This window comes from Paenibacillus sp. FSL H8-0048, assembly GCF_038002825.1.
In the GTDB taxonomy this organism is placed as follows: Bacteria; Bacillota; Bacilli; order Paenibacillales; family Paenibacillaceae; genus Paenibacillus_AQ.
Map to the genome: position 1 here is coordinate 2,218,665 of NZ_JBBODF010000001.1, position 26,543 is coordinate 2,245,207.

Annotated in this window: 28 protein-coding genes; 13 read left to right on the forward strand and 15 right to left on the reverse strand. The window is 53.2% G+C overall.

Features of this window, described 5'->3' with window-relative positions; all coding sequences use genetic code 11:
- Positions 1-114: 114 nt before the first annotated feature.
- The 5 genes from NSU18_RS09645 to NSU18_RS09665 form a co-directional block, all read right to left on the reverse strand.
- On the reverse strand, positions 115-1,116 hold the full coding sequence (locus NSU18_RS09645) for an acetyl-CoA carboxylase carboxyltransferase subunit alpha (protein WP_341020160.1): 1,002 nt from the start codon (positions 1,114-1,116) through the stop codon (positions 115-117).
- 1 nt (position 1,117) lies between these two features.
- Entirely contained in the window at positions 1,118-2,011 is an 894-nt protein-coding gene (accD, locus tag NSU18_RS09650) for an acetyl-CoA carboxylase, carboxyltransferase subunit beta (RefSeq protein WP_341020158.1), read from the reverse strand.
- Positions 2,012-2,095: 84 nt separating this feature from the next.
- Positions 2,096-2,284: a hypothetical protein gene (locus NSU18_RS09655; protein ID WP_036700684.1), complete on the reverse strand. Its 189-nt coding sequence runs from the start codon at positions 2,282-2,284 to the stop codon at positions 2,096-2,098.
- 147 nt (positions 2,285-2,431) lie between these two features.
- A complete protein-coding gene (locus NSU18_RS09660; RefSeq protein ID WP_036700686.1) occupies positions 2,432-2,932 on the reverse strand; it encodes a phosphatidylglycerophosphatase A family protein in 501 nt (166 codons plus the stop codon).
- A 1,178-nt stretch (positions 2,933-4,110) separates the two neighbouring features.
- On the reverse strand, positions 4,111-7,869 hold the full coding sequence (locus NSU18_RS09665; RefSeq protein ID WP_341148876.1) for a DNA polymerase III subunit alpha: 3,759 nt from the start codon (positions 7,867-7,869) through the stop codon (positions 4,111-4,113).
- A 144-nt stretch (positions 7,870-8,013) separates the two neighbouring features.
- Between NSU18_RS09665 and NSU18_RS09670 the strand changes: the two genes are divergently transcribed.
- From NSU18_RS09670 to NSU18_RS09680, 3 genes are all read left to right on the forward strand, one after another.
- On the forward strand, positions 8,014-8,334 hold the full coding sequence (locus tag NSU18_RS09670; RefSeq protein ID WP_209993411.1) for a YtrH family sporulation protein: 321 nt from the start codon (positions 8,014-8,016) through the stop codon (positions 8,332-8,334).
- Positions 8,335-8,356: 22 nt separating this feature from the next.
- Positions 8,357-8,860: a hypothetical protein gene (locus NSU18_RS09675; RefSeq protein ID WP_341020154.1), complete on the forward strand. Its 504-nt coding sequence runs from the start codon at positions 8,357-8,359 to the stop codon at positions 8,858-8,860.
- Positions 8,861-8,965: 105 nt separating this feature from the next.
- Complete coding sequence (locus NSU18_RS09680; RefSeq protein WP_341020153.1) at positions 8,966-9,268, forward strand: YtpI family protein; 303 nt, start codon at positions 8,966-8,968, stop codon at positions 9,266-9,268.
- Between the two features lie 361 nt (positions 9,269-9,629).
- Here the strand turns inward: NSU18_RS09680 and NSU18_RS09685 are convergent, their stop codons facing one another.
- The 3 genes from NSU18_RS09685 to NSU18_RS09695 form a co-directional block, all read right to left on the reverse strand.
- On the reverse strand, positions 9,630-9,764 hold the full coding sequence (locus NSU18_RS09685; protein ID WP_341148877.1) for a hypothetical protein: 135 nt from the start codon (positions 9,762-9,764) through the stop codon (positions 9,630-9,632).
- Positions 9,765-9,810: 46 nt separating this feature from the next.
- The gene (locus tag NSU18_RS09690) at positions 9,811-11,145 is read right to left on the reverse strand and encodes a DRTGG domain-containing protein (protein WP_036721605.1); all 1,335 of its coding nucleotides are present in this window, start codon (positions 11,143-11,145) and stop codon (positions 9,811-9,813) included.
- 327 nt (positions 11,146-11,472) lie between these two features.
- Positions 11,473-11,757, reverse strand: a complete 285-nt coding sequence (locus tag NSU18_RS09695; RefSeq protein WP_341020151.1) for a hypothetical protein — start codon at positions 11,755-11,757, stop codon at positions 11,473-11,475.
- Between the two features lie 177 nt (positions 11,758-11,934).
- On the opposite strand from NSU18_RS09695, the gene NSU18_RS09700 reads away from it, so the two are divergent.
- The gene (locus NSU18_RS09700; RefSeq protein WP_341148878.1) at positions 11,935-12,516 is read left to right on the forward strand and encodes a hypothetical protein; all 582 of its coding nucleotides are present in this window, start codon (positions 11,935-11,937) and stop codon (positions 12,514-12,516) included.
- A 119-nt stretch (positions 12,517-12,635) separates the two neighbouring features.
- Here the strand turns inward: NSU18_RS09700 and NSU18_RS09705 are convergent, their stop codons facing one another.
- Entirely contained in the window at positions 12,636-12,977 is a 342-nt protein-coding gene (locus NSU18_RS09705) for a YlbF family regulator (protein ID WP_340942260.1), read from the reverse strand.
- A 40-nt stretch (positions 12,978-13,017) separates the two neighbouring features.
- A complete protein-coding gene (locus tag NSU18_RS09710) occupies positions 13,018-13,233 on the reverse strand; it encodes a hypothetical protein (RefSeq protein ID WP_341148879.1) in 216 nt (71 codons plus the stop codon).
- 96 nt (positions 13,234-13,329) lie between these two features.
- On the opposite strand from NSU18_RS09710, the gene NSU18_RS09715 reads away from it, so the two are divergent.
- Genes NSU18_RS09715 through NSU18_RS09740 form a run of 6 tightly spaced genes read left to right on the forward strand, consistent with a single transcriptional unit; the run spans position 13,330 to position 20,028 of the window.
- Complete coding sequence (locus NSU18_RS09715) at positions 13,330-14,697, forward strand: YheC/YheD family endospore coat-associated protein (RefSeq protein ID WP_341020148.1); 1,368 nt, start codon at positions 13,330-13,332, stop codon at positions 14,695-14,697.
- A 10-nt stretch (positions 14,698-14,707) separates the two neighbouring features.
- Positions 14,708-15,886 carry a YheC/YheD family endospore coat-associated protein gene (locus NSU18_RS09720; RefSeq protein WP_341148880.1) on the forward strand — a complete coding sequence of 393 codons (1,179 nt, stop codon included), beginning with the start codon at positions 14,708-14,710 and terminating at the stop codon, positions 15,884-15,886.
- Positions 15,887-17,260 carry a YheC/YheD family endospore coat-associated protein gene (locus NSU18_RS09725; RefSeq protein ID WP_341148881.1) on the forward strand — a complete coding sequence of 458 codons (1,374 nt, stop codon included), beginning with the start codon at positions 15,887-15,889 and terminating at the stop codon, positions 17,258-17,260.
- Positions 17,257-18,369, forward strand: coding sequence for a YheC/YheD family endospore coat-associated protein (locus NSU18_RS09730; RefSeq protein ID WP_341020141.1), 1,113 nt, complete (start codon positions 17,257-17,259; stop codon positions 18,367-18,369). Before NSU18_RS09725 ends, NSU18_RS09730 begins: the two co-directional genes overlap by 4 nt.
- A gap of 28 nt (positions 18,370-18,397) precedes the next feature.
- On the forward strand, positions 18,398-18,916 hold the full coding sequence (locus NSU18_RS09735; RefSeq protein WP_341148882.1) for an N-acetyltransferase: 519 nt from the start codon (positions 18,398-18,400) through the stop codon (positions 18,914-18,916).
- Entirely contained in the window at positions 18,898-20,028 is a 1,131-nt protein-coding gene (locus NSU18_RS09740) for a YheC/YheD family endospore coat-associated protein (protein ID WP_341148883.1), read from the forward strand. Before NSU18_RS09735 ends, NSU18_RS09740 begins: the two co-directional genes overlap by 19 nt.
- 551 nt (positions 20,029-20,579) lie before the next feature.
- Here NSU18_RS09740 and NSU18_RS09745 read toward each other — a convergent pair.
- Entirely contained in the window at positions 20,580-21,170 is a 591-nt protein-coding gene (locus tag NSU18_RS09745; protein ID WP_341148884.1) for a hypothetical protein, read from the reverse strand.
- Positions 21,171-21,340: 170 nt separating this feature from the next.
- The gene (locus tag NSU18_RS09750) at positions 21,341-21,982 is read right to left on the reverse strand and encodes a hypothetical protein (RefSeq protein ID WP_341020136.1); all 642 of its coding nucleotides are present in this window, start codon (positions 21,980-21,982) and stop codon (positions 21,341-21,343) included.
- 105 nt (positions 21,983-22,087) lie between these two features.
- Here NSU18_RS09750 and NSU18_RS09755 point away from each other — a divergent pair, with 105 nt between their 5' ends.
- Positions 22,088-22,444: a DUF6843 domain-containing protein gene (locus tag NSU18_RS09755; RefSeq protein ID WP_341148885.1), complete on the forward strand. Its 357-nt coding sequence runs from the start codon at positions 22,088-22,090 to the stop codon at positions 22,442-22,444.
- Positions 22,445-22,446: 2 nt separating this feature from the next.
- On the opposite strand, the gene NSU18_RS09760 is transcribed toward NSU18_RS09755, so the two are convergent.
- Both NSU18_RS09760 and NSU18_RS09765 read right to left on the reverse strand, forming a co-directional pair.
- Positions 22,447-23,403 (reverse strand): phosphotransferase, encoded by a 957-nt coding sequence (locus NSU18_RS09760; protein WP_341148886.1) that lies wholly within the window; start codon positions 23,401-23,403, stop codon positions 22,447-22,449.
- A gap of 118 nt (positions 23,404-23,521) precedes the next feature.
- Positions 23,522-24,007, reverse strand: a complete 486-nt coding sequence (locus NSU18_RS09765) for a hypothetical protein (RefSeq protein WP_341148887.1) — start codon at positions 24,005-24,007, stop codon at positions 23,522-23,524.
- A 111-nt stretch (positions 24,008-24,118) separates the two neighbouring features.
- Here NSU18_RS09765 and NSU18_RS09770 point away from each other — a divergent pair, with 111 nt between their 5' ends.
- Together NSU18_RS09770 and NSU18_RS09775 are read left to right on the forward strand one after the other, a co-directional pair.
- Positions 24,119-25,309 carry a pectin acetylesterase-family hydrolase gene (locus tag NSU18_RS09770; RefSeq protein WP_341148888.1) on the forward strand — a complete coding sequence of 397 codons (1,191 nt, stop codon included), beginning with the start codon at positions 24,119-24,121 and terminating at the stop codon, positions 25,307-25,309.
- A gap of 70 nt (positions 25,310-25,379) precedes the next feature.
- The gene (locus tag NSU18_RS09775; protein ID WP_341148889.1) at positions 25,380-25,970 is read left to right on the forward strand and encodes a TetR/AcrR family transcriptional regulator; all 591 of its coding nucleotides are present in this window, start codon (positions 25,380-25,382) and stop codon (positions 25,968-25,970) included.
- Between the two features lie 9 nt (positions 25,971-25,979).
- Here the strand turns inward: NSU18_RS09775 and NSU18_RS09780 are convergent, their stop codons facing one another.
- Positions 25,980-26,405, reverse strand: a complete 426-nt coding sequence (locus NSU18_RS09780) for a hypothetical protein (RefSeq protein WP_341148890.1) — start codon at positions 26,403-26,405, stop codon at positions 25,980-25,982.
- Positions 26,406-26,543: the final 138 nt, after the last annotated feature.

Sequence of the window (26,543 nt, forward strand, 5' to 3'; positions counted from 1 at the left end):
TAATTGTATAACAGGTCTTGTCCCGTCCGTAGTCTGGAATAAGCTGGAATATGTTAAAAAGTGCAAATCCGGCGGACCGGCCATGCCGCTCATCCCCCGGAGAAAAGCTCCCGCTTACTCCACAATCTGCGCTTCATCCTGATCGTAATCCTGCTCCAGCACCGACTCGGAAAACTCGCCGATTTTGCGGAATTTCAGATAACGGTCTTCCTTCAGCGCTGCTGCATCCATGCCGGACAGCTCCTGCAGGTGACGCCAGACTGTGTCCTTCACTGCCTCCGCCGTAGCTTCGTAATCCCGGTGCGCACCGCCTCTGGGCTCTGCAACAATCTCCTCGATGACTTCCATCTCCAGCAGATCGGTGGCCGTAATCTTCATGGCCTCCGCGGCCTGCTCCGCCTTGGTGGCATCCTTCCACAGAATCGAAGCCGCACCGTTAGGGGAGATCGCCGAATAGATGGCATTCTCCAGCATCAGCACGCGGTTGCCCACGGCCATCGCTAAAGCTCCGCCGCTGCCGCCCTCGCCGATAATCACACAGATGACCGGCACGGCCAGCTGGGACATCTCGAACAAATTACGGGCAATCGCTTCAGATTGTCCGCGTTCCTCTGCGGTATTGCCGGGGTACGCCCCCTTGGTATCGACAAAGGTGATGATCGGACGGCCGAACTTCTCCGCCTGCTTCATCAGGCGCAATGACTTGCGGAAGCCCTCCGGATGGGCACTGCCGAAGAAGCGGAGAATATTCTCCTTCGTATCCTTGCCGCGCTGCTGCCCGATAACGGTCACAGGCCGGCCGTTCAGCTTGGCGATTCCGCCGACTACCGCAAGATCATCACCGTACAGACGGTCACCATGCAGCTCAATAAAGTCCGTGAAGATAAGCCCGATCAGATCCAGCGAGGTCGGGCGTCCGTGATGCCGGGCCAGATGCATCTTCTGGGCCGGGGATATATTGGAATAGATCTCATTCTCCAGCTCGCTGTAGCGCTCCTCAAGCCGGGCTACCTCATCGCTGAAATCAATGCCCTTCTCTTCACCGAACTGCTTGAGCTCGGCGATTTTTTTGCGCATTTCTACCAGAGGCATTTCAAAAGGCAACTCTCCTGCCAACCTAAAATCCCCCTTTCACATCATGCAGCTCCAGCAGCTTCGTGAGTGTGGAGCGCATTTCCTTACGGTGCACGACCAGATCCAGCTGTCCGTGCTGCAAATTGAACTCTGCCGTCTGGAAATCCTCCGGCAGCTTCTGGCGGATCGTCTGCTCGATGACAATCCGTCCGGCAAAGCCGAATACCGCTCCGGGCTCGGCAATAATAATGTCGCCCAGGCTTGCAAAGCTCGCCGATACTCCACCGGTAGTCGGATCAGTAATGACGGAGATATACAGGCCGCCTGCTTCACTGAACCGGGCCAGCGCGCTACTTGTCTTCGCCATCTGCATGAGACTGAGAATGCTCTCCTGCATTCTGGCTCCGCCGGAGGTGGAGAAGATCAGCATCGGCAGTCTCCGCTCTGTCGCTTCTTCCACCGCTCTTGTAATTTTCTCACCAACCACAGATCCCATGCTGCCGGTAAAGAATTCAAAATTCATCACGGCTACAATCACCGGATGTCCGCCGATGCTGCCCTGGCCGGTGATTACAGCCTCAACCTGTCCGGTTTTGGACTGCTGCTGCTCCAGCTTGGAGGCATAGCCGGGGAACTTCAGCGGATCAATCGACGCCATCTCGCTGTCGAACTCAATGAACCCTTCCGGATCAAGGATCATTGCAATCCGTTCGGTTGCATTCAGGCGCATATGATAGCCGCAGGACGGGCATACTTTCAAATTCTTCTCCAGTTCCTTGCTGTACTGGATCGTTCCGCATTTGGCGCACTTGCTCATTAGACCTTCGGGAATCTCCCGCTTAGGGCGCTCGCCTTCTGCCGGTCCGCCGCTTCGCTCCAGACGTTCTGAAGGAATAGTCGCGTACTTCCGTTTTTTCTGAAATAAATCTTTGAACAAGGGTCGCACCTCTTCAGCCGTTTATTTGCGCAAATAGCAGCTTGCCGCTGTCATGAATGCTCTTGAATCTCTACGTTGTACTCTTCAGGGGTGCAGAATCAGATTGAGGACCTCCTGCACTTCTTCAAGCTCTCCCGAAGGGACCAGAATCTCAAACTGCTGCTTGGACATATTGATGGGACGGCATTTAATCAGAAATCCTTCTTCCGTAAGCTTCCTCTGGATCATCTCCGCCACTTTGGCGGTCGGCGCTATATAGATTACCGTCCACATGCCCTGCAAGGCCTCCCTAATCTCGAATCCAGCCGTATCCTGAATATAATGAAATTATGATAACACAGTTTTCTTTTTTCCCGCAAGCAAGCCCGGCAGGAAGAACTCAGGAGCGGGAGGCCGACCGCAGCGCATCAGGAGCAGCCGTTATTCGGTCCCTGTCACATGGGGATAGACCTTCGCACCCTCATGCCCGTGGGCGATCCGGGCTGAAGCTGCAGCCGCAATTCCGGCCACAAGATCATCCAGGAATACATGAATGCTCCCCTTATCATCATTCAATTTGCCGATAATTCCAAGCTTTATTTTATCCAGGTAGCCGAAGCTCGTCAGGCCGATCATTCCATACACGCTCGTGATGCCCAGCGCCAGCGTCTCGTCCGCCCCGTAGAGCGATTCATCCGCTTCCATTACCGCCTGAAACGGCTGGGGCAGCAGCTTTTTCTCGGCTAACTCATCCAGCGCAATCCCGGTCATGAGCGTATACTGGACCTCTCTTTTGTTCAGGACCGACTTGACGCTGCTCAGGCACTCCTCCTGCGTTAAGCTGGGATAATAGACCGATTGCAGGATATAGACGATCTCCGCGATCGAGTCCAGCGATACTCCCCGGCGCTCCAGCAGCTCCTCCGCCATTTGATAGGACATGATGTCATTCCCCTTCCACACGGGGCAATGCCCCGCTATGATTTAGCTGAACTTGAGAGTGAAGCCTGACAGATTCATAAGTTCACTCTATTGGTTCCCTAATGTATGCGGAAGAGGGGACAAATGTGCTAAAAAGATCAGTGTATCTCAGCGGCTGCCTGTAAAAGTTGCATCTGTGCAGCATCAGAATTAACTGGTGAGAAACTCTTTAACCAGCTGCCATGCTGAGGGTTTGCCAAGCCCCAATTAGGGGCAACGGGTATGCTTAGGTGTATTCTGTACAACTAAATCCTCTGATTTAGCGCAGACTTTCCTTTTAGCTGTAATCCATACAGTTAAACTGCCACTATACCCGGGTTCTCACCCATTCGAGCAGATTTAGTTGTACAAACTACAGCTAGGAGAGGAAAGCCGTCCTTTTCACGGTTTTTAATTGCACATAATACACCTATGTGAATGTTCACTTCAAACAAGCCCCTGATACAGTGTCAGCTTTAAAAGGGTGGATAGAGTTGTGAAACTCAGGGGTTCGTGTAATGAAACCCTATCACCCCCAAAAATCTAACGGACCGAAGAGACCTTCTTCCCACGATAACGCCCCCTTATGCAGCGTAACGGACTCAGACGACCTTATCATCTTTCTGCGGGACGTTTTGGAGCTGAATTGCAGGGGATAAGGTCCTTTCGGTCCGTTAATCGCCCAAGTGACGACTTTCTTACCGCATAAGAGCCCCTCAGTCCGTTACGCTAAGCCAATCGCCCCTAAAGAACAACCCTCGCATGGAAAAGATGTAAATTGAAGGAGGAATTGTTTCTGCTCCACTACTTTAAATCCGATGAGGTTCTAGCAGCGCATCAGATTAAAAATAGCGGGTCGGCATGATGAGGCCTGAACAAATAGAAGAGTAAATTGCTTGGGCACAATGTATGCGAAAAACCGAACACATTGCGAGGGCGTGACTGTAATCGGGCACAATGTATGCGAAAAATCGAACACATTGCGAGGGCGTGACTGTAATCGGGCACAATGTATGCTAAAAATCGAACACATTGCGAGGGCGTGACTGTAATCGGGCACAATGTATGCTAAAAATCGAACACAATTGTAGGTGGTATCGCTTTACTGATCCAACCCATAAAGGGAATTCTGACGCTGCACTAGGCTAGTCGGGCTGCTTCTATCGGAGGCGGACGGTCCCGGCACCCAGCATCTCTTCAATGGCTGCGAACAGCTCCTCCGAGGGCTCGATCCGGTAGCTGTCGCTCAGCGCAAGCACCTTCTGGTTGCGCTCGTAGAACAGCAGCGTCGCTGCGGGTCCCGGATGGGTCTGCAGCAGCGCCTGGAGGCGCGGCAGCAGACCCTTCAGCTCAGCGCCCGGCGTGATCTTGATGAAGACACGCTGGGCGCCAGGCGCTGAGCCTGCGAAGCGCTCAGCGGCGGGGTCCTGCCCCGTGCGCAGCGGGGCAGGGCTGCCCGGCCGCGCGGCTGACGCGGCCAGGCCCTGGGGCGCGGCCTGCGCAGCGGCCGCAGAAGCGCGCGCACCGGGCGGCTGTGCCGCCGGTATGCGCGTGCCCGGTGCAGCGGCGGCGCCAGCTGCACCGCCGGGCCGGACGCCGGGGCCACCGGCGCCCGTGCGGGCTGCAGGAGCGGCCGCAGGCGCTCCTGCGGGGGCAATGCGGCCCGCGCCGTAGGCGGGCCGGGACCCGGCGCTGCGGCGCTGCAGCAGGCCGCGCACGCTGTCCGAGGTGAGCTGCGCTACCTCCTCGGCCAGCAGCTTGAAGCCCTCGTCCTCCTGCTGCACCTTGGCGCGCAGGGCCAGCAATGCGCCCTTCTCAATCAGGGCGCGGCTGCGTTTCCACACCTCCGGGAAGAGTACGACCTCGCAGCGCTCGATCTGGTCTTCCCACTCCACAAAAGCCATCGCCTTCCCGGCTTTGGTCGTGATCTCCTTCAGCGACACGACCATACCGGCCGTCACGGTCATACTCTCATCCGCTGCTTCGCCAAGATCCATCAGCTTCTGCATGCCCGGCTCCTCCAGCAGCCCCGCATGGTCATCCAGCGGATGGCCGGAGAGATAGAGCCCCAGCAGCTCCCGCTCCAGCTCCAGCTGCTGGGTTCCGCTGAACCTCGGAATATCCGGGTAGCGGATCTCCCAGTTCGGCGTCTCGATCAGGTCATCGAACAGCTGGATCTGCAGCTCATCCCGCTCCTTGCGCCATTTGGCCGCCGCATCCACCGTCTCATCCAGCATCGCCAGCAGCTGCGCCCGGTGTCCGGGCAGCGTATCGAAGGCACCGGTCTGCAGCAGCGATTCGATCACTCGCTTGTTGCAGACCCGCAGATCGACCCGGCGGCAGAAATCGAGCAGGCTGTCGAACGGCCGCTCCTTACGGACTTCCATAATGTTCTCTACGGCCTGCGTGCCGACATTCTTCACCGCAGCCAGCCCGAAGCGGATAGCCCTTCGGTCTTCGCCGGGCACCGGAGTGAACAGCACCCCGCTCTCGTTGACATCCGGCGGCAGGACGGCAATCCCGGACCGGCGGCATTCCAGGACATATTCCGCCACCTTGCGGTGGCTCCCCATCACAGCAGTCAGCATAGCAGCCATGAACTGCACCGGATAATGCGCCTTAAGATAAGCGGTCTGGAAAGCCAGCACCCCGTAAGCAGCGGCATGGGCGCGCGGGAAGCCGTAGTTGGCAAACCGCACGATCATATCATAGACCGCATGGGCGTCCGCTTCGCTGTAGCCCTGCTTCAGACTGCCCTCCACGAAGTGGCTGCGCTCCTGGTCCAGCGTCTCCCGCTTTTTCTTGGACACCGCACGGCGGAGCAGGTCCGCTTCACCCAGCGAGAAGCCGGCCATCAGGGAGGCAATCTGCATGATTTGCTCCTGGTAGACGATTATGCCGTACGTATCGGCCAGAATCGGCTGCAAATCCGCATGCGGATAGACGACCTCGAATTCCCCGTGCTTGCCCCCGATGAATTTCGGGATGAATTCCATCGGACCCGGACGGTACAGCGCCACCACCGAGACAATATCCTCGAACCCGCTTGGCTTGAGGTCCTTCAGCACCCGCCGGACGCCCGCCGATTCCAGCTGGAATACGCCGGTGGTCTCGCCTGCTCCCAGCATCTCATAGGTGAGCGGATCATGATCCGGAATGATGCGGAAATCCGGCACGCTCCCGGTCATCTCCTTCACCCATTTCATGCAGCGTTCAATAATCGACAAAGTCCGCAGGCCGAGAAAATCCATCTTGAGCAGCCCAACGCTCTCCAAATGCTCCATGGAGTACTGGGTGAGCGCCGTGCTCTCATTGCCCGCCTGGAGCGGAACCGCATCGGTCAGCGGCCCCTTGGAGATGACCACGCCAGCTGCATGCGTCGAAGCATGGCGCGGCATCCCCTCCACCTTCATCGCCGTGTCCAGCAGCACTCTGGTCTTCGGACTCGTCTCATACAGCGCCTTAAGCTCAGGCGTGCCCTCCAGCGCCCGGCTGATGCTGATGCCGAGCTGGCCCGGAATCAGCTTCGCCGCCTTGTCCACCTCGTTATACGGCAGATTCAGCGCCCGGCCCACATCACGGACAGCAGCCCTGGCCGCCATCGTACCGAAGGTGATAATCTGCGCCACATGCTCCTTGCCGTACTTATCCACCACATAGGCAATGACCTCATCGCGGCGTTCGTCGCTGAAGTCGATATCAATATCGGGCATCGTGATCCGCTCAGGGTTCAGGAAGCGCTCGAACAGCAGATTATATTTCAGCGGGTCCACATCGGTAATCTTCAGCGTGTACGCGGTGAGACTTCCTGCGGAGGAACCGCGGCCCGGACCGGTAACAATACCGCTGCGGTGACAAAAAGCGATAAAATCCCACACAATCAGGAAGTAATCGCTGAACCCCATGCTCTCAATGACTCCCAGCTCGTAGTCGAGCCGCTTCTCGGCCGTCTCCTTTTGCTCCGGCGATTCCCAGAGCGGAGTATCCGCATAGCGCTGCTCCAGCCCGCTACGGCATAGCTGGCGCAGATAAGCAGCGGCATCCAGCCCTTCCGGCAAAGGCGAGAATTCCGGAAGAATATGATTGCCGAATGTCAGCTCCAGATTGCACGCTTCAGCGATCCGCTGCGTGTTCTCTATCGCCTGCGGTACATGCGGAAACAGCGCAGCCATCTGCTCCCCGCTTTTGAAGAACAGCTGGTCTGTCCCGATCTTCAGCCGGTCCTCATCGTCCACGGATTTGCCCGTGCCGATGCAGATCAGCACATCCTGAACCTCGGCATCCTCCTTGTCCATATAGTGGACATCATTAGTCGCTGCCAGCGGAATGCCGAGCTCTTCAGCAAGCGCAATCAGCTGCGGATTCACCCGCTTCTGCTCGGCAATCCCGTGATCCTGCAGCTCCAGATAGAAGTCGCTTCCAAAAATCCCCTTATACCGCAGAGCCGCCTTGCGCGCCTCCTCCTCCCGGCCGTGCAGCAGATGCTGCGGTACTTCACCGCCCAGGCAGGCGCTTAGGCAGATAATGCCCTCGGCATATGCTGCCAGCGCCTCCATATCGATACGCGGCTTGTAATGCTGGCCTTCCAGATGGCCGATCGAGATCAGCTTCATCAGATTCCGGTAGCCGGTCATATTCTTCGCCAGCAGAATCAGGTGATAGATGGGCTGATCCTTGCGGCTTCCCCGCTCACGGCGCGAGCCTGCTGTCAAATAAGCCTCACAGCCGATAATCGGCTTGATTCCCTGCGCCTGGCAGGCTTTATAGAAAGGGATGGCCCCGTACATCACACCATGATCCGTCAGCGCCAGCGATGTCATGCCGTATTCGCCGGCCCGGCGCACGAGATCTGTAATGCGCGCCGCCCCGTCCAGTAAACTGTATTCGCTGTGCACATGCAAATGCACGAATGGGCTCATATTCCCCACTTCCCTTCAGCTCCAAATCAAAACATAAGATGAAACTATTTTATCATATTAGAGGGGGAACCGCCCATAGAATGGATTAAGAGCATATGGACAGGCAAAAGCAGGCCGCCGCCTGATCTAAGGAAGGAGCTTTCTATGGATATTTTCTTAAGCAAGGCCGTCCTCGACTTCTTCATCGCGTTCGGCATAGTGCTGGGCGGAGCGATGCTGGGCGGAATCGGCGCCGTCGTCTCTCTTCAACCGCCAACCGATACCATGCTGGAAATCGCAGACCGTATTAAGATATGGGCACTGGCTGCCGCCGTTGGCGGAACCATCGACCCGATGCGGGTCATTGAGAGCAATATGCTGGGAGGCAATCTCTCTCCGGCGATCAAGCAGATTCTCTATCTGGTGTTCGCCTTCCTGGGTGCTCATATGGGCAGCGAGCTGGTCAAGTGGGTATGCGGCAAGTAGAAGCGAAGGGGTGAAAAGATACATGCGACTTCCGCCGTTTGACCGCTACCGCCGTTTCTCGCAGATTGCTGCTGTGTTTGTGCTGGGGATGATTGTGGGAGCCGCCCTGTACAACGCGATTTATCATATGGGCTATAGCCTGCTCTGGGTCAATAACCACGATCTGCGGCTGGAGATTGCACAATACCGGAATGACATTCTGACGCTCAAAAAATATAACAACACCTCCACCGTCATCCGTGAGATTAAGGTGCGTACCGAGGAGAGCAAGGTCAAGGACAGCGCAGCGGCGCTGGACCCGGTGACAGCCAAGGAGGTCCTCAGCAAGCTGGCAGGCGATCTGGAGCCGCTGCGCGGGCGCAGCATGTTCGATATCGATTCCGACGGCAAGCTGGCGCGCCTGCTGCTGGATAACAAAATCTATCTGGCCCGCGAGAAGGAATACACCGTCAAAATCCGCACCATGCTGGTGATGGAGGGCGTGCTGCAAATCTGGGTGGAAATCAGTCCTTATAAACGCAGCTGAGCCGCAAATCATGATACAATAGTGGACAAATCACAATCACAGGATACAGAGTGCCCGGCTTAGGCTACGCTGACTGCCCGGTCTTCCACAAAGGAGCTACCGTTCATGATTATGTTCATTAAGTATCTGCTGTTTGCCCTGCTGGTTATCTTCATGGTATGCGCCGCCGCGTACAGCATCTCTTCCCGCAGAACTGCCGACCCGCTTATCCAAGGCACCAGACGCTCGATCATGAATATGCTGCTGGGCGGAATGCTGGTCACGCTTTCATTAATGTCGATGTTCATCTTCCGCGGCTCGACGCTTAACGTGGTCATTGAGGCTGCTTTTCTGCTGCTGGGCCTGTTCAATATCTTCTCGGGACTGCGCAGCTACAGCTACTACAGCCGGATGCGCAGCGGAAGCTGAGGATTCCCCCACTACACTCTGCGGTAGAGCCTGAAGCTGCGGTTTTCCTCCCCTCATCTACCGTTGGATGCCTAAGAGAATTGGAAATTGTACAGTTAATTTTGGGCCATTTATCAGTTCCGGACTATTAGTTGGAAAAAAGGCATTCCTTGCGCGTCCTTTCATCAGATGGTGCAATTCCCGGCGAATTAGTTGTATTTTTTCCACTTGCTGCTCGGATACGATCACATTCAGCATCAATAGATGCTCTTTTTCCACTTGCTGTATATTATGTTCATCTTTGCGTGGCGAATGTGGCATCACCCAACAGACGTAATCAACAGGTTACTCAATAGGCCGACTCGACTGCTTACTTAACAGCTTACTCGAAACCAAATCCGCCAAAATTCTGTTGCCAGTACAAATAGACCAGTTGCTCATCCTGATTGCCTGCAGGACAGCTCTGGTCTATTTTATATTTTGCCGGGAATGAATCCTCGTTCATCGTCACTCTCATCGTTATTCGCCTAGCATTACCCCTTCATCGTGACACGCTAATCCCGCTACCCGTGGTCAATCGACTGCAGCATCAGCACGGCCTTGGCTACAATGGTATCCATATAGCTGATCTCGATCTCCAGCTTGCAGGTACGGCGGCTGATCTCCAGCAGCTTCGGCATGACGGTGATGGAATGCTCAATCTGTACCGGACGGATGAAATAGGTGGACATATTGTCCAGTACATAGTCATTCCCGGTGATGTCCTTGGCTGCCTTGAAGGCGGACAGGGTCATCAGGGTGGACAGAACCCCCTCCGAGATCGTTCCCAGATCAGTCGCCATCTGCGGGGTAATGAAGCCATGAAAGAACAGCCTGCCCTCCTCATCCCGCTCATCCGCGAACCCGTTCCAGATCAGATGATCGAACGTCTCTCCCAACTGTGGCTGATTGCTGGCGTCGCGCAGGCTCTGCAGCACTTCACGGCGGGTGACCGATCCTACCAGCTTACGGTTGCGGTCCACAATGGGCAGAAAATCGATCCCCTCCCACATCATAATCTGCGCCGCCGAAGCCAGCGAGGTCTGGAGTGCAGCGGTGACCGGACTGCGCACCATCGCCTTCTCAATACTCTGCCCTTCGCTGAGATCCTCCACATCACGCCGGCCTACGATTCCGATAACCCGGTTCCACTCATCCGTGACCGGGAACCGCTGCTCGCCGCTGGCCTGCGACAGTTCACGCAGCTCTCCTACGGTGCTGGAGATTTTGAGCGTGTTCAGCCGCAGCTTGCCCTCCACGATATCCTCGACCAGCATAATCTTCTTCTTGATCAGCCGGTCAAAAATCGCGCGGTTAATCATCGAAGCCACCGTAAACGTATCATGTCTGGACGAGATGACCGGCAGGTCCAGCTCATCGGCCAGCGCTTTGACCTCTCGGCTGGTGCCGAAGCCCCCTGTCACAAGCACCCCGGCCCCCTGCTCCAGTGCAAGCGAGTGCACATCATCGCGGTTCCCGACGATCAGCAGGCTGTCGGCGTCGATGTACCGGATCATGGCATCGACCTTCATCGCACCGATCACATATTTATGAAGATGCTTGTTCAGACCCTCTGCTCCGCCAAGCACATGCCCCTCAACAATATCTACTACATCCCCGAAGGTCAGCTGTTCAGAAATATTGCGCGGCTTCTTCTCCACACGGACCGTGCCAATCCGTTCCTTGGTAATGACGATTCCAAGGTTCTCCGCTTCCTTCACCGCGCGGTAAGCCGTACCTTCGCTGACCCCCATCTCCTTCGCCAGCTTACGGACGGAGATTTTGGTTCCCACCTTCAGACTTTCAATGTGCTGCAGCAGTTGTTCATGCTTTGTGATGTTATCGCCTTGACCTTCCAACTGTTACACCCCCATACCCCGATCTGTACTATTCTGTACCTATTATACATGCTGCCCGCACCGGAGTACAGCAGGTTATACTGTATCTTTCAAAAGTTATGACAGCCGGGAATATATATATAACACCGGGCAACTTGCTCCCGGCAGGAGAAGCACCAAGTGGAAACGGCTTTGCTGTCCTTTTTAAAGGACGGTACCGTTTCAGCGAGAAATAGAAGGATAATGTGTAGCGTGAAACCTATACATTCTTATATTTGCACAGGTAACCCCCGGTCCGCCGCAACGGCAAACAGGGGGTGCTTTTATACCGCTGGCTCTATACCCGGCCTATGATCTCTGCGACACCCGGCCTTCTTCGTTCCACTTGCCCTGCCACTGTGCAAGCTTGGCCTTGCGGACGGCATCCAGGCGCTTCTGCTTCTCTTCATCCACACCGATAATGAAATGCAGATGCGAGGCAATGACCAGGAACGCAAAGACACACCAGACGATACCAAAGCCCAGCACCCAGCCGGAGCCATTCTGAATAGACAGCTTCGGCAGCGCGTATAACAGCATGGCCAGGGCAATCAGCAGATACACGGAATGCTTGAATTTACTTTTTTTTCTCATTGCAGGACCGCTCCTTCGCTCTACGGGATTGTTAGAATGATTCTATATCTCTAATCTATGAACCTGCGATCTGAAATATGAGACAAGCTGCGTAATTTTCCGGAAGGATGTTAGTGCCTTGTAGCAGTTTCTATCCTGCATGGCCCGGGTATGTGATGTTATATAGCGAAGGAGGGAATGACCTTGAATCCCATTTATAACCAGACCCGGTACATCGCCCGCAAAAAAATATTCTCTGCACTTGGCGGAAAACTACATATCTTGGGTGATTCGGGGGAACTGCTGCTGTTCTCCGAAATGAAAGCGTTCCGGCTGAGAGAGGACATTACACTGTACCCTGACGAGACAATGGGGAGGGAGCTGCTGCGGATTAAAGCGCGCAAGATTCTTGATATCAGCTCAACCTATGATGTGTATGATATGGAGACCGGGGAAACAGTGGGCGCCCTACGCCGTAAAGGCCTGAAATCTCTCATCAAGGACGAGTGGGCCATCCTGGACACGCAGGATAATGAAATCGGCACCATTAAGGAGGACAACGCCTTCCTCGCGCTGCTGCGCCGTGCGCTTGCCATTATTCCGCAGAAATATGATTTAGAAATCGGGGGAATGGTGATTCCTGCCTTCCGGCAGAACTTCAACCCGTTTGTCACCAAAATTATTGCCGATTTCTCAAAGGACACCCACGGCAAGCTGGACCGCCGTCTCGGGATGGCCGCTACTATTCTGCTGTGTCTGGTAGAGGGCAAGCAGGATTAACCGAATGTAGCTCGCAGTAATTATGGATCGGCGCACTAAAAAGGGTGATTCCAGAGCCGTATGGCCCTGAAATCACCCTTTTCCTGTATGATAACGAATCCCCGATACGCTGCCGGTGCTTATTGGGCGCCGTACATTTGGGACAGGCTGTCTGTGATGATTTTGTTCACATCTTCGATAACCACACTAAGACGGCGCTCTGCGTCGAACAGACGGCGGATGCCCAGGTTCAGGTTAAGCACCTCGAAGAGCTTCTCCATCTTCTCCATATCCTCCTGCGGAGGCATGTCCCCGCTCATCATCCGCTGCTGCAGCTCAATCTGGCTCTGGCGGAAGTTGTCGAGCATCGCCTTGCTCTCCGGATCTGCTTCGATCACCTTCATTGCACTGGTAATATCCGATACCTCACTGCTGTCCTTAATAGCACGCGCTAATTCATGCGCCTTATCAATCACGTTCATTCTATTTCCTCCTCCAGATTATGTTCGTCTCTGCTTCGCTTTAAAAGCCCCGCTCGTTCAGCAGGCAGCGGTCTATGCCTGTCCAGCGAGCAGCCTCAGGGGCTGTCTGCGCCCAAATTTGGCAGCCGCGCAAGTTCCGCCCCGGCACGCCTGCTTCCTGCTGTGCTCCCGCCGTCCGGTCCAGGGCACGCCTGCCAGCCCTCCAGCTGCCGGCGATATTAATCCGCCCGGCACGGCTTTTTCGGGAATAGGTCAATCACCAAGGGTCAGATGTCTCCATATGATGAATGATATGTAACCCTCAAGAATCATATTGCCGGCACGATGCTTGCCTACCGGAAGGAGATCCACGATGTCTAAGCTAAAGATCCCGGTTCAAACGGTCCACTCGGGCATCCTGCAGGAAAATGCTGTAATGCTAGGCGACAAATCCATGAAGAGGCTCAAAATACCGGCGCACGGAACCATTCAGCTGAACTTCGGCTCTTTCCGGCAGGAGGTTACTGTAATTCCTGTCCCCAAATCCGACAGCCTGCGTGTAAGTGAGGCACTCGGCCGGCGGCTTGGCTTAAGACAGCGCTTGACACTTAACGCTTCCTACAGCACCGGCAGCCGCATTCTGCGTCTGGGGCCGATGATTGGCGTCCTGGTGAGCCGGGACCATCCCGAACAGCCGGAGAGGGTCTTCGGCCAGATTACCATGTTCTGCCGGGAGCTGACCCATGCCTGCCATGCACAAGGCGCCTATGTCTATTTCTTCACCCCGGAAGCGCTGGAATCGCGCACCACTACCATCCAGGGCTGGGTCTACGATGAGGGCTGGCGGAAGCTGAGTCTTCCTGTTGCCGATGTGATCAACAATCGGCTGACCACGCGAAAGGTAGAGAATAAACCTAGCGTACAGCATTTTTTGGCAGATGTAAAATCCCGCTACGGAACCCACTTCTTCAACGAAAAGTTCCTAGACAAGACAGAGGTATTCGAGGCGCTGGCTCTGGACCCCGCCCTGCAGCGGTACTTGCCCGAATCGCATGCCCTGAACGGCTTCGCCATACTCAAAAAAATGTGCAGCAGCTACCAAAGCGTGTTCCTGAAGCCGGTACGCGGTAGCCTCGGCAAAGGCATTCTGCGCATTTCCAGGGAGGAAGGCGGCGGCTACCGGCTGCTGTCCACCACTCCGATGGGCACACGCAAGCAGAGCTATTCCAGCCTGGCGAAGCTTTTTCAATCCATTGCTCCGAAGATGAAAACCACCCGCTTCCAGATCCAGCAGGGTCTCTCCCTGATGGAGCTTGGACGGCGGCCGGTCGATTTCCGGGCACTGGTGCAGAAGAACGGCACCGGGAAATGGGGCGTCACCTCCATTGTGGCCCGGACCGCCGGAAGTAATCATTTTGTCTCCAATCTGGCCCGCGGCGGTACACTCAGTACGGCCCGAGAGGCTGTCGGCAAAAGCAGTCTTCCGGCCGGTGTCAAAGAGAGCACTCAGATTCAGCTGCCCCGAGCGGCGCTGGCCATTGCAAGAGGGGTTGAGACCTACATTCCCGCCCATTTCGGGGAGCTCGGCATCGACCTTGCACTTGACCAATCCGGCCGGATCTGGCTGCTGGAGGTCAACTCCAAGCCGTCCAAGAACGACAATACACCGCTGAATGACCAGAAAATCAGACCCTCTGTCAAACAAATGATTCTATACTGCCGTTATCTGGCCGGGTTATAAGGAGGACATCATGACCACAACAGCAATGGGGTTCCTTGGCATTATGACAGGCCGTCGCCACGGGATTCCTCCCTTCGCAGAGCCGGAGTTATGCAGTCATCTCTGCCGTGCGGCCCCGCTGTATGAGCTGAAGGTCCTTGTTTTTCATCCGGAGGATGTGGCGGCGGACGGCTCCTATGTCCGCGGATATGAGTGGCAGAACGGACAATGGGAGCCTGCGCAGGCTCCGCCGCCCGACATTCTCTATAACCGCTGCTTCTACCGGACACCGGAGGAGAAACGGGCAGCATCGGCTGCCCTGTCTGTATTGACCCGCTGTCTGCCCTGGTCCCGCGGGCTTCCCGATAAATGGGGAGTCTACGAGATTCTGCGGCGCAGCCCCGCTGCCGCCGCCCTGCTGCCGGAGACTGAGCTGTACAGCAGCCGCGAAGCGCTTGGCAATATGCTCGCCGGAAGGGAATACGGCGTTTTTCTGAAGCCCCGGACCGGCTCCCACGGCAAGCGCACCCTGCACGCTGTGCTGCTCGGCAGACGTGAAGGCGGCGGAGTGAAGGTGCGGGGCAGAGACCGGGATAACAAGCCTTTTCAATATGTTTTCGGTACGCTGGACGAAGGTCTGGACTGGATCGGCCGCTTCATCGGCCAGCACCGCTATATCATACAGCCATACCTGCATCTCACCGGCAGCGGAGGACAGCCGTTCGATGTACGTGTGCTGATGCAGAAGAACGGCACCGGTGCCTGGAGCCTGACCGGCATGGCCGTCCGGCTCGGCACCCGGGGATCACTGACCTCCAATCTGCATGGCGGAGGCACAGCTGTTCCCGTCCTCCCCTTCCTGCTGGACGAATACGGCGCGGGAGGAAGAGACCTGCTGGAGGAGCTGACCCTGGCGTCTGCGCTCCTGCCTCCGCTGCTGGAAGAATCCTGCGGCAGACTCGGAGAGCTGGGCCTGGATTTTGGCATCGATGCCGGAGGGAGAATCTATCTGCTGGAAGCCAATTCCAAGCCAGGGCGCACGGTGTTCCGGCTGACGGGCGACCGCCGGGCTGCTAGACTCGCCGCCGAGAACCCGCTGCGCTATGCGCGCCATCTGCTGCTTACCTCAAGCAGCTATCACAAGCTGCCTCCCGGGCAGCTCCGTTCACACGGGAGAATGATATCTATGGTTCCAAAGGAGGATTCATAAATGGGTCTCACTTTTTGCAATGTACACTTCACCAAGCAGCCTGATCGAGTAGTATATGTCTCGGGTGAACTGATGAGAAGCCTGAAATTATCCGGCAAGAAAAATATCCGCCTGCGCCTCGGAAAAGATGCTATCCCGGCCACGATCAAGCCGATCAAGCGTGCCGGCAAGCACCTCTTCCTGGCCTCTGGCGTCAAAAGCGCCATCAAGGTCCCGAAGTCAGGCGGCGTCTACCTGCGCAATCTGCAGAATGACGAGGTGCAGCTCGGGCCGCTGGTCGGCGTGCTCTCAGACGGACCCGCCTCCGCTGCGCAGCCCTTCGGCTCCCGCACCGGCTTCATCAAGCAGCTGCTGCGCGAAGGCAGCAACAAATGCTACATCTTCGCCTTCATGCCCAGGGATATCGACTGGCAGCAGGAGCAGGTCAACGGGTATTTCCTGACACCAAGCGGCCGCTTCGAGCGCAAGCTGGTGCCCCTGCCGGATGTCGTCTATAACCGCCTGCCCAGCCGCAGAGCTGAGACCTCCCCTTACATTAACCAGCTGCGGGAACGCTTCGGACGCAAGAAGATTCCGTACTTCAACTGGAGCTTCTTCAACAAATCGGATGTCTACCGGCTGCTGGAGAACGACGGGGCAGCGAACCGCTTCGTGCCTGAAACACACAGTAACCCCAGCTCCGAACAAATGCGGGATATGCTGGACCGTCACCACTTCGTCTATTACAAACCGTCTGCCGGCAGCCTGGGACACGGCATCTACCGCCTGACCTACCTGCCGAAGAAAGGATATTTCGCCCGGTACCGCAGGAATGGCAAGAACGTGCTGCTGCGCTTCACCAGCTTCGACAGCCTGATGCGTATGCTGCGGGGACGCCACGGGCAGAGCATGCAGAACTATGTGGTCCAGCAGGGCATCCGCCTTATTGAGATTGACAGCTGCCCGATTGATTTCCGCTTCCATATGCACAAGAACGGCAGCAATCAATGGGTCGTGGTTGGGATCGGTGCCAAAAAAGCCGGACGGGGCAGTGTCACCACCCACCTCAAGAACGGCGGAGCATTATTGACCCCGCAGCAGGCCCTCGGCCGAGTGTTCGGGGCCAGATCAGATGAAGTGCTCCAGCGCGCCAAGACCACTGCCGTCAAGCTCGCAGAATCCCTGGAGATCCAGCACCGCCATCTGCTAGGCGAGATCGGATTCGATCTCGGCATTGACCAGGATGAGGATATCTGGATGTTCGAGGCCAATGCCAAACCGGGACGCTCTATCTTCCGCCACCCCTCCCTGCGCGCTGAGGGCAAAGCTTCCATTGAGCACATCCTGGAGCATTGTCTGTATCTCAGCAAATTCCGCAGGAGGGATGACTTGTGAACAGCCGGATACCCGATCCCAGCAAGCCTGTAATCGCCATTCTGACCACCAGTGACCGGCTTAAGCAGTTCCGCGGCAACCGCAATAACTTCCGCGACATTATCCGTACCGGCAGAGAAATGGGCTATATGGTCTATGTCGTCACGGTCCGTGACCTGAAGCTGAATGAGCCGACTGTGACCGGCTACATTCCTTCCGCCAGCGGGAAGATCTGGTATGCCGTGCCTGTTCCTCTGCCGCAGGTCATCTATAACCGGATTCCCAACCGCGAGGAGGAGGAGAAAGCACCGGTCGCGCGCAAAATCGCCGAGTGCCTGGAGCATCCTGAGATCTCGCTGTACAATCCGAGCTTCTTCAATAAGTGGAATCTCTTCGAGTGGCTCAAGGAATCCAAGGCCACCTCGCGGCATGTGCCCAAAACCCGCCGTCTGCGCAGTGCAGCTACCCTTACCGCGATGCTGAAGAATCACGAGAGCCTCTATCTCAAGCCGGAAAAGGGCAAGGCGGGCAAAGGCATCATGCGGCTGGGATACCGGCCGGACACTCTCCTGCCCTACCGGCTGCAGATTCAGAGCGGCAAAAAAAATACGACCTACAAGGCCGCGTCTGTCGAACGGCTGTGGGCCCGGATCGGCCGGGAAAAAGGGTCCGCCCGCTATATTGTCCAGCAAGCCATCGTGCTTGCCGGACACCGCGGCCGTCCCTTCGATCTGCGGGTGCTGCTGCAGAAGAACGGCCGGGGCGCCTGGGCGGTAACCGGCATCGGTGCCCGCCTGGCCGGGGCCCGCAGCATCACCACCCATGTGCCGCGCGGCGGCAGCATCGAAGACCCCTCCAGCATGCTGGAGGGAACCTTCGGGCCCGAGCAGGCAGAGGTTATCCTGAAGAATGTCTCTACGACGGCGCTGCTGGTTGCCCGGCAGATTGAGCGGGCTTCCTCCAGCATGCTGGGCGAGATGTCGATGGACCTCGGGGTCGATGAAGAAGGCGGAGTATGGTTTTTTGAAGCCAATTCACGCCCGATGAAATTCGATGAGCCGGCCATCCGCAAGCTGTCGCTCGAACGCATTTTCCAATACGGCAATCATCTGTCCCGCCAATCCAAATAATCCATTATCCGTCAAAGGAAGTGACACCATGCAGATATCCTCACTCTACGACAGCAATCCCGTACAGTGGGAATCCAGGCGAACCGGATTTCTTGAGTTCCTGAGGGAGTATGGGGAGCAGCGGATTACCCTTCGCGGGTGCAGGAGGCTGGCCCGGCTGACACCGGATCAGCTCGCCCTGCCGGGAGTCTCCCTGCTCGTTGCTACGGTGCGGGGGCAGAACGGCCGCCAGCTCGCAGGCGTCAGCTTCGTGTCCGGCTTCGGCAAGGAGGCCTGTGTAGTCGCCGTTCATCCCCTGTACCGTAACAGGCATACAGGCACAGCCTTGCTTGCTGCACAGCTGGAGCGCCTGGGGCAGCTGGAATGCCATGTCGCCTGCGACAATGCAGCCAGCCTCAAGATGTGCTTCAACATCGGCCTTGCCGCTGTTGACCTGGTTACCGGCCCAACAGGCAAGCCCACCCTGCTCTTGCGTTCCCCGGGGAGCGCAGTTGATCCCGCCATTCTCCCGCAAGGAGGTGAACTCCTGTGCCAGAGCCCGTCCTAGGCATCCTTACCCTATATTTGAACGACGCCAAGCAGCTTGAAGAGAAGAGCGTATACCGGAGGATGATTATCGAAGGCAGCCGGATCGGATTGGATGTCTTTGTGTTCACCCCGGCAGATGTACATGTCAGCAAGGACCTGATCCATGCCATGGTCTATGACGTCAAAAGCGGAGTCTGGTCGCGCAAATGGCGCTCCTTCCCCAATATGATCTATGACCGCTGCCGGATTCAGCGCAGCCAGCGCTTCCAGCAGCTGCTGCGCTTCCGCGCGCGGTACAACCATCTGACCTTCCTGAACCGCCCGCTGCGCAATAAATGGACGGTGCACCAGACCTTCTCCCAGCGGAGCCGCTTCCGGCCCCATATGCCGGAGACGCTGCTCTACCAGTCTTCTGCCGATCTGCACCGGATGCTGAAATCCAGCCCCGTTGTCTATGTGAAGCCGATCAACGGCACCGGCGGGCGCGGCATCCTGCGGATTGAGCGGCAGCGGGAGGGCAAGTCCCTCTTCGATATCCAGGGACGCCGCCAGAGCCGCCAGATTATCGCCCCGCGCAAGGTGTCGCTGAACCGGCTGGAGACCATCGTCCGCCAGTGGTGCATCAGCGGTAAATTCCTCGTGCAGCAGGGCATCCCGCTGCGGCTGCCCAGCGGCCGGTTCCACGATTACCGGATGCTGGTGCAGAAGAACGGCCAGGGCGACTGGGAGTTCACCGGCATGGCCGGCCGGGTAGGCGCCGCCCGCAGCGTCACCTCGAACCTGCATGGCGGCGGGCATGCCATGAAGGCAGAGACGCTGCTGAAGCAGTGGCTCGGCAGCGAAGAGCGTGCCGACAAGGCCATGCGCGCTGCTGAGAAGCTGGGGATCGAGGCTGCCGCCTATCTCGAAGACAGCTTCGGCGCCCTCTGCGAGCTGGCCCTGGATCTGGCCATTGACCGCGAGGGCCGGATCTACGTGCTGGAAGTCAACCCCAAGCCCGCCCGCGAGGTCTTCGCCCGCTCCGGCGACAGCACCACCTACCGCAAAGCGCTGGTCCGCCCGCTGGAGTACGCAATGTGGGTGTATAAGAATAAGAACACGCCTAGTTCGTCTAAGGTGGTTGAGGAGTAGAAGATTGTTAATCTATAAAATGACAAGTGCCCCTCCGTATATGCGGAGAGGCGCTTGCTGTTTATTTTTTGAATTTTAGTGCACCACGTAGTTGCCTACATTTAAATCAGCATTTTTGGTGAACGTTTTTGAAAATATGCAGCATCATTCATAGCTACTTCTTTGAAATATGGGATTGAAAACAATATAACTGAATGTGCGTATGTATAACTTTGTCCCCCTCCAATTGAACTGAATAAAGAAAAAATCACTACAATGATTACACTAATTGATATAATTCTTTTCATTGTAATAACCCCTCTTCTTTTCTTACTTTAATCAAATAATACAAGATCAAAATGAACTGAAATATAAAAATGCTAAATGGGAGCAGAATGAGCATTTCCACCTGATATTCAGGAAAGAATTTAATCTCAACCACTGCTTGCTCATACTCTCCGCTCCTTTGTATTGCTTTGGAAAATAAAATTAATAAAGAACTCGGTAAAACAGTTAATAGAAACCAGGTAATATGATATTTTATCCTCCGCGTTTTTACATATAAAAACGAATTAATTAAAAGTAAAAACAGTGGCCCAAGGTACATCTTTATTGAAAAATTCAATAGCTTTATTCCCCAACCCTCTATTCTTATCCTTAGAAAATAAATTAAGAATAGCTGTAGTCCAATAGCCAACAGTACATAGAGAATGGCTTGGAGTATTGTTTTTAATGCTCTCACATTTCATCACCCATAGCACAAAAATAAAAACTATTTGTATTACAATATATATAACAGGAACGATAATTACTAATTCAAAAAAACCACTGTCAAAATTCAAATCTATAAAATAATTTTCAGTAGGTTCATTTTCTCTACTGTTATAAAAAAGTATTAGAAGACTAACACTAGGGACTGTGCTTATGCAAAACCATATTAGGTTACATATAAGCCTTTTTGTTAGTAATGAAATCATGCAAGTTGCATACAACAGGATAATTAGAACGAAAGAAACAATAGATGCTTGTCGTACTGCTTCTTCCTCCCATACTTCTGACTTCAGATTCAAAAAACGAATAACAAATAAATGTATAAACACAATAAAGATCACTTGTAAAATCGCTTTTACACTTACTAAAAAGAACTTTTTTATTTTATTCACACCTCACAATTAGGTAATATAGTTACCCTTCCCTTATGTTTGCCGTAATCCTATAATCGGAACGATTATCCGCTGGTATGAAGGTAATAATTATTCAGGATGCTGCCGTAAAGGTAGTTGCAGAGCAGCGTTACAACGGCCGTTATAAACACCTTCTTTTATGTAATGGATTATTTATTCTCTAACCCTAAATCCCCGCATATTTTATAAGGTTCACAGTAGCTAACGCTTTTATCTATATTTATTACGAAATCTATCAGCAATCTTTCATTACTATTCTCGAAAATTTTCAACCTGACATCTTCTCCATATGTTAAACCAAGTAACTTGTCGACATCTTTTTTCTTAATCTCTTCATTGGTAGTTTTATTCAATACGACAACGTTAATATTTCTTATCTCCTTGAACCTTTCCCTACTTTTATTAACATCAACTGAATACGGTAGTTTTTCTTGTTCCGCCATTACCTCTACTTTTTCAATAAACTTTTCATTGTTCGAAACGCTAATGTTAGAAAGTTCCCGCTGTACTGATGATTTTGCTTCGGCAAGCCAAGGTGTAATGAAAAAGAAAAGAACGGTGGTCCCAAAACAAATAGCAAGCAAAAGGGGTAGTTCTTTTTCTATTAGGTGCTTTGCAAAAAAAAGATAGGCTATAATACATAACAACAAAAGGGTAGCGTAAAAAAATAAAGAATCATAGTGAGTTACTGTGAATAGGTCGCCACTACCAGTAGAAAAGATTATCCCTATAACTAAAAACCAAATACCTACACCCATGGCTGCGCTTAAGGCAATAAAAAATAAACTCATTATCATTTTATTCTCCGGTTAAATTGAATTTTTTCCTTTAATTATAATTATCGGGCCCTCCCTATTAATCTTGTATATTAATGTTAAATTCCGGAGGTAGAAAAATTGAGAAAGACACTTTTCCTATTGATACCGTTGTTGTTATTATTGGTCCTTGAATTCTCCAGCACTAATAAACGCAATCCGAATATTTATCTTATTCGAAACAATTATGTGGGATGGGTGCAGATTATTTATAATCAAGAGGGGTTTAACGCTATCGAAAAGGATAACGGAAAATATATTTTTACCATTCCTGAGTCTGGAGTATTAAAAACTTCCACTCCCGATGTTGAATATGGCGAGTCGGTTAGTAATTCCGGTAAAATCGAGGGGCCTACGGTGCAGCGCTTTTTTGTAGGAACAGAAGCTGAGCTTCAAAATCATACTGCTCCTGACTATCCTGTTGAATTAATGAAATGAGTTTAATCCGCTTGAATACTTAGATGAAGTGTACCGTTGTTATGCTCATTAAGCAGCTTTGAGAAAAGTTGGCTAGAGTAATCTATTTTACGTTCAGGAAATTCACCGGTAAGTACAATTTTCAACATCTGAAGCAGACGCTTGCCCGTCAGTTCCGTAGGCCCGGAAGACCATTGTCTGATACTGGGATACAAATAGATCAGGCCGCTGTAACGAAAGGCTGCCCTCAATCTTTCGTAAAAATCAGCAAAGCTAAGAGCTACACCGTTTGAGATGAGTTCCTTGTAATACATTCGAGAATCCTCCTGGTTGAAATAACTGACCAGATCGATATAAAAAGGGGCATAATGACACCACCCGAAATCAATGATATACGGCTCTCCATTATATTCACGGACATGTGAACCATCTGCTGGCTGCAAATCACCATGCGTAAGGGTTAGGCTCTCCTTCTCTCTGTATAAGGCCGCCATATCACGCGCAAAAATGCTGGCTTTCTCACGCAGTAATGGCAGATAAGCGCCAAATTCCCGGCTAAAATCCGGGTTTTGTACAGTGAGCGCTTCAAAGTGATCCACAGACAATGTCGTAATCACATAATCCTCCCAATACTTACGGTCAGCGTGGGGAAGCCAAGACATCTCAGAACCTCTACGCAAATTACGGGCATGGATTCTGGCCAGTGCCTCTGCAACCCTCGGTGTCCAATTTGGACCCAGCGGAGCCATCTTGATTCTCCCCAAATCCTCCATCGCCATCCACTTAGGCTCATCTGTCCGAGTGTCCGCAGAAAAGGCTGCTGGCGTGTTCCGGTGTCCCTGGTCAGTTAACCGTTTCATAGCCATTCTCTCTTTCAGGGCCGCTTCCTTAAAAATCATACTTTCCCTTTGACCATTTTCATAAATAATTCCTATGCGGCGCACTTCCGCACCGGACCATCCGCGTTCGTCTTCTGTCATAGATCCTAGCTCCAAATGCCGGACCTTTCCCTGCTGAAGCATATCTGCTAAACCTTGCGCAGCAATAAGCATGTGAGATTCCACTTTAATTCACCTGCCAATCTAATTAATACGCGAATTATTTAAGCAGTTCACTCAAACTCTCAGGATTAAATACCCACTCCTTCCCCTCTGCATCAACCATAGTAATTTGCTCAGGCGGATTCTCCAGACTTTTTCCCCTCACTACAAGCTGCCCTTCCCCTTCGATTTCGTACTTTCTGATATACACTCCTGAACCGATATCTTCAAAAGCATACTGGTCAAAGTCCTTCCAATGCAGTGAGGCTGCTTTTTCAGACAAGCTCTTTAATTCATTTATTGGAATATTTCCGCTTACGCTTACTTCGGAGCCATAAGTCTCTTTCCAATGCTCAAGCCACTGTGAATACTCCATCCCATTGATCTCTTCCAGTGTCTTCCCTTCAATCGAATACTCGCCGGCGGCGGTCTGCTCATCAGTCTGTTTCCCAGCGGTGTTCGGATTATCGCTACAGCCAACCATGGCTAGCAGCACGAGACCTAGAATAAGGGATACAACTGCATATGAAGTTAGTTTTCTCATGTAGATAATACTTTATTTGGGATGTTAAACCAATGAACTTGTCGATCATTTAATTACACACCTTGTATAACCAATACACCTATTGTATACTCCAATCAAAGGAGCGATGACATGCGAAAAATAAAGCGAATCACGTTAATCACAGGGATAGGGTTACTGAGCCTGATTGGGATTGCTGTTCTTGCGGTCAACGCTTTTGTAATCCAAAGACCGGTCACTACAACCCCTGTCATCGCAGAAGCGAAGCCATACGAGTGGAATAAGGTGAAGCTGGGCGGGAATACCGTTTCCAGTGATGGATCGGAGTATTTCATCTGGACGAAGAGCGGTGAGAGCAACAACTGGATCATCTTCTTTTCCGGCGGCGGGGTCAGCTGGGATGCCCGGAGCGCTGCCCACCCCATTAAACTTATGAACTTTATTAAAGGCGGAGATACAGGCAACTATTTCGCTGACATTCCGTTCTATATGCTGACTTTGCTGGGTGGGATGATGGATACGGACAACCCGGATAATCCTTTTCACGGCTGGAATGTGGTCTACCTCCCTTATTCCACAGGTGACTTCCACATTGGTAACCGCACTGTTACGTATCCACGGGAGGACGGCAGCACCTTCACCATGCGGTATAACGGGCGTACTAATGTGAGAAGCAGCCTTGACTGGATCTATGCGAACGTGGCTAAGCCCGATAAGCTGCTGATTGCAGGAGAGAGCGCCGGCGGATTCGGGTCAGCCTTCTGGGCGCCCGAGATTGCTTCACATTACCGGGATTCTGAGATCTTTCAGTATGCGGACAGCTCCTTCCTGAAGTCAGACAAGTGGCCGAATGTGATGAAGCAGGAATGGAACTCGGATTTCGTTAAAAGCTTCGGATACGAGCCGGAGGCAGATATCATCGGGGCTGCTTTTCGGGCGAATGGCCGGCTGCTGCCAGCAGGTACAGTGCTTTTACAAGCCTACTCGGTATATGATGAGATTCTGATTCACTTCCAGAACAAGATTAACGACTACAGTGGTCCACGGGACCAGAAGCTTATTAAAGCGTGGTCAGAGGAAATGCGGCAGTCGGTAGCTGCTCTAGCTGCAACGGTCCCTGATTATTATTACTATCTGACGGATTACGGGCTGAATGCCGAGAACGGGACGACCCCGCACACTTTTTCCACCCGGGAGACCTTTTATCAGGCGGAGCAGGATGGTGTGAAGCTGGTGAAGTGGCTGGGGGATGCGGTCAATCAGCAGAAGCGCTATTCGGTAGGCAGTGAGTTTTTGGAGGCTCCGGCAACCGCTCAGGAGTAGGTCCAGCCGCAATATTTTAGCAGGAAGACAGGAGAGAGAATCATTGAATTTACGTGAAAAGCAAATGCAAATGACTAAAGAGCTCATTAAGGAGGCCGCGCTGGGCCTATTCTGTGCTCAGGGGATCGAACGCACGGATATGACACAGATCGCCGGACAAGCCGGTGTCTCCCGCCGCACACTGTACCTCCATTATAAGGATAAGGAAGATTTAGCTGCCGAGCTCTATGTGGATAATCTGGAGCGGATGTTTGGCCGGCTGTTGTTTGATTTTGATTTTGCCCGGCCTGTTCAATCCCTGGAGAAGATACTGGATCAATATCTGGCGCTTAGAGAGCATGAAGAGGCGTTGATCTATTATGATGCTCTTTTTGGAGTGTATTACAGCACCCTGTCCAAGAATCCGGCGGAGTTGCCTGATTTCAAGCGAGCTATGGAGGTCTGGTATTCCCGGTACATAAACCTTGAGACCGCAGCGGTGGCTCCTGAGCATCAAAAAAAGTGGCTGGATCTTCTGCAGAAGTCGACCCACCTGTATTTCATGTATTTACAAAAAGCTGTTATTCTGTCCCATCAGCGGGGCGGTGCCGTTACGGAGGAAGACCGGGCAGCGGACCGGCAATTCAAGGATTTCATTATGGCTGGGGTGCGGGGAGCCTGACGTCCATCGTTACTCTTTGGATAATATCATAAACCACATGGAGGCCCACAGGAGTAACTGAATGACCGAATAGACAACGGGAAAGAACCACATTAATTCCAAATAACCCTGTTCAAAATGAAATACAATAAATGCAGATTCGCTAGGCTCAGCGCCTGCAGCCTCTTTTAATTTAAACAGAATAGCAACACTGGGAAGTAGACTGATCAGGAACCAAATCAGATTGTACCTGAGCTTCTTTATTTTCAACGACCGGATACAAGTTGCGTAGAGCAGGAATACAGGAGCACAATAGGTCAATACCATTTCCATTCCCTCTACTTCCTGCCACTCCTCCGTTTTTATTCTCAAAAAGGTGATTATCCCTAAATGTAAGATAACAACCAATGCAACCTGTGCTATTGCTTTCATCCTAAGATACATCTTCTCGCTCAATGGATCTCCTCCGCGATTATGAATTCTTCGTTTTGAAAATTTTCCCTTCCTACCAAATTATCGGTTCCTCTTCATCATTTATGTATATTGCGGCATGCCGAAAAGCCGTTTTCTCCCCCCTTGATCCGGGCAAAAAAA

Excerpts from the sequence above, each read along its gene's own strand:
- NSU18_RS09760 (WP_341148886.1), bottom strand. The coding sequence starts at position 23,403 with ATGACAGAAGACGAACGCGGATGGTCCGGTGCGGAAGTGCGCCGCATA.
- NSU18_RS09750 (WP_341020136.1), bottom strand. The coding sequence starts at position 21,982 with ATGAGTTTATTTTTTATTGCCTTAAGCGCAGCCATGGGTGTAGGTATT.
- NSU18_RS09665 (WP_341148876.1), bottom strand. The coding sequence starts at position 7,869 with ATGAGCCCATTCGTGCATTTGCATGTGCACAGCGAATACAGTTTACTG.
- NSU18_RS09720 (WP_341148880.1), top strand. The coding sequence starts at position 14,708 with ATGACCACAACAGCAATGGGGTTCCTTGGCATTATGACAGGCCGTCGC.
- NSU18_RS09680 (WP_341020153.1), top strand. The coding sequence starts at position 8,966 with ATGATTATGTTCATTAAGTATCTGCTGTTTGCCCTGCTGGTTATCTTC.
- NSU18_RS09725 (WP_341148881.1), top strand. The coding sequence starts at position 15,887 with ATGGGTCTCACTTTTTGCAATGTACACTTCACCAAGCAGCCTGATCGA.
- NSU18_RS09655 (WP_036700684.1), bottom strand. The coding sequence starts at position 2,284 with ATGTGGACGGTAATCTATATAGCGCCGACCGCCAAAGTGGCGGAGATG.
- NSU18_RS09675 (WP_341020154.1), top strand. The coding sequence starts at position 8,357 with ATGCGACTTCCGCCGTTTGACCGCTACCGCCGTTTCTCGCAGATTGCT.
- NSU18_RS09695 (WP_341020151.1), bottom strand. The coding sequence starts at position 11,757 with ATGAGAAAAAAAAGTAAATTCAAGCATTCCGTGTATCTGCTGATTGCC.
- NSU18_RS09715 (WP_341020148.1), top strand. The coding sequence starts at position 13,330 with ATGTCTAAGCTAAAGATCCCGGTTCAAACGGTCCACTCGGGCATCCTG.
- NSU18_RS09685 (WP_341148877.1), bottom strand. The coding sequence starts at position 9,764 with ATGAGAGTGACGATGAACGAGGATTCATTCCCGGCAAAATATAAAATA.
- NSU18_RS09660 (WP_036700686.1), bottom strand. The coding sequence starts at position 2,932 with ATGTCCTATCAAATGGCGGAGGAGCTGCTGGAGCGCCGGGGAGTATCG.
- NSU18_RS09735 (WP_341148882.1), top strand. The coding sequence starts at position 18,398 with ATGCAGATATCCTCACTCTACGACAGCAATCCCGTACAGTGGGAATCC.
- NSU18_RS09670 (WP_209993411.1), top strand. The coding sequence starts at position 8,014 with ATGGATATTTTCTTAAGCAAGGCCGTCCTCGACTTCTTCATCGCGTTC.
- NSU18_RS09705 (WP_340942260.1), bottom strand. The coding sequence starts at position 12,977 with ATGAACGTGATTGATAAGGCGCATGAATTAGCGCGTGCTATTAAGGAC.
- NSU18_RS09700 (WP_341148878.1), top strand. The coding sequence starts at position 11,935 with ATGACCTTGAATCCCATTTATAACCAGACCCGGTACATCGCCCGCAAA.
- NSU18_RS09765 (WP_341148887.1), bottom strand. The coding sequence starts at position 24,007 with ATGAGAAAACTAACTTCATATGCAGTTGTATCCCTTATTCTAGGTCTC.
- NSU18_RS09775 (WP_341148889.1), top strand. The coding sequence starts at position 25,380 with ATGACTAAAGAGCTCATTAAGGAGGCCGCGCTGGGCCTATTCTGTGCT.
- NSU18_RS09770 (WP_341148888.1), top strand. The coding sequence starts at position 24,119 with ATGCGAAAAATAAAGCGAATCACGTTAATCACAGGGATAGGGTTACTG.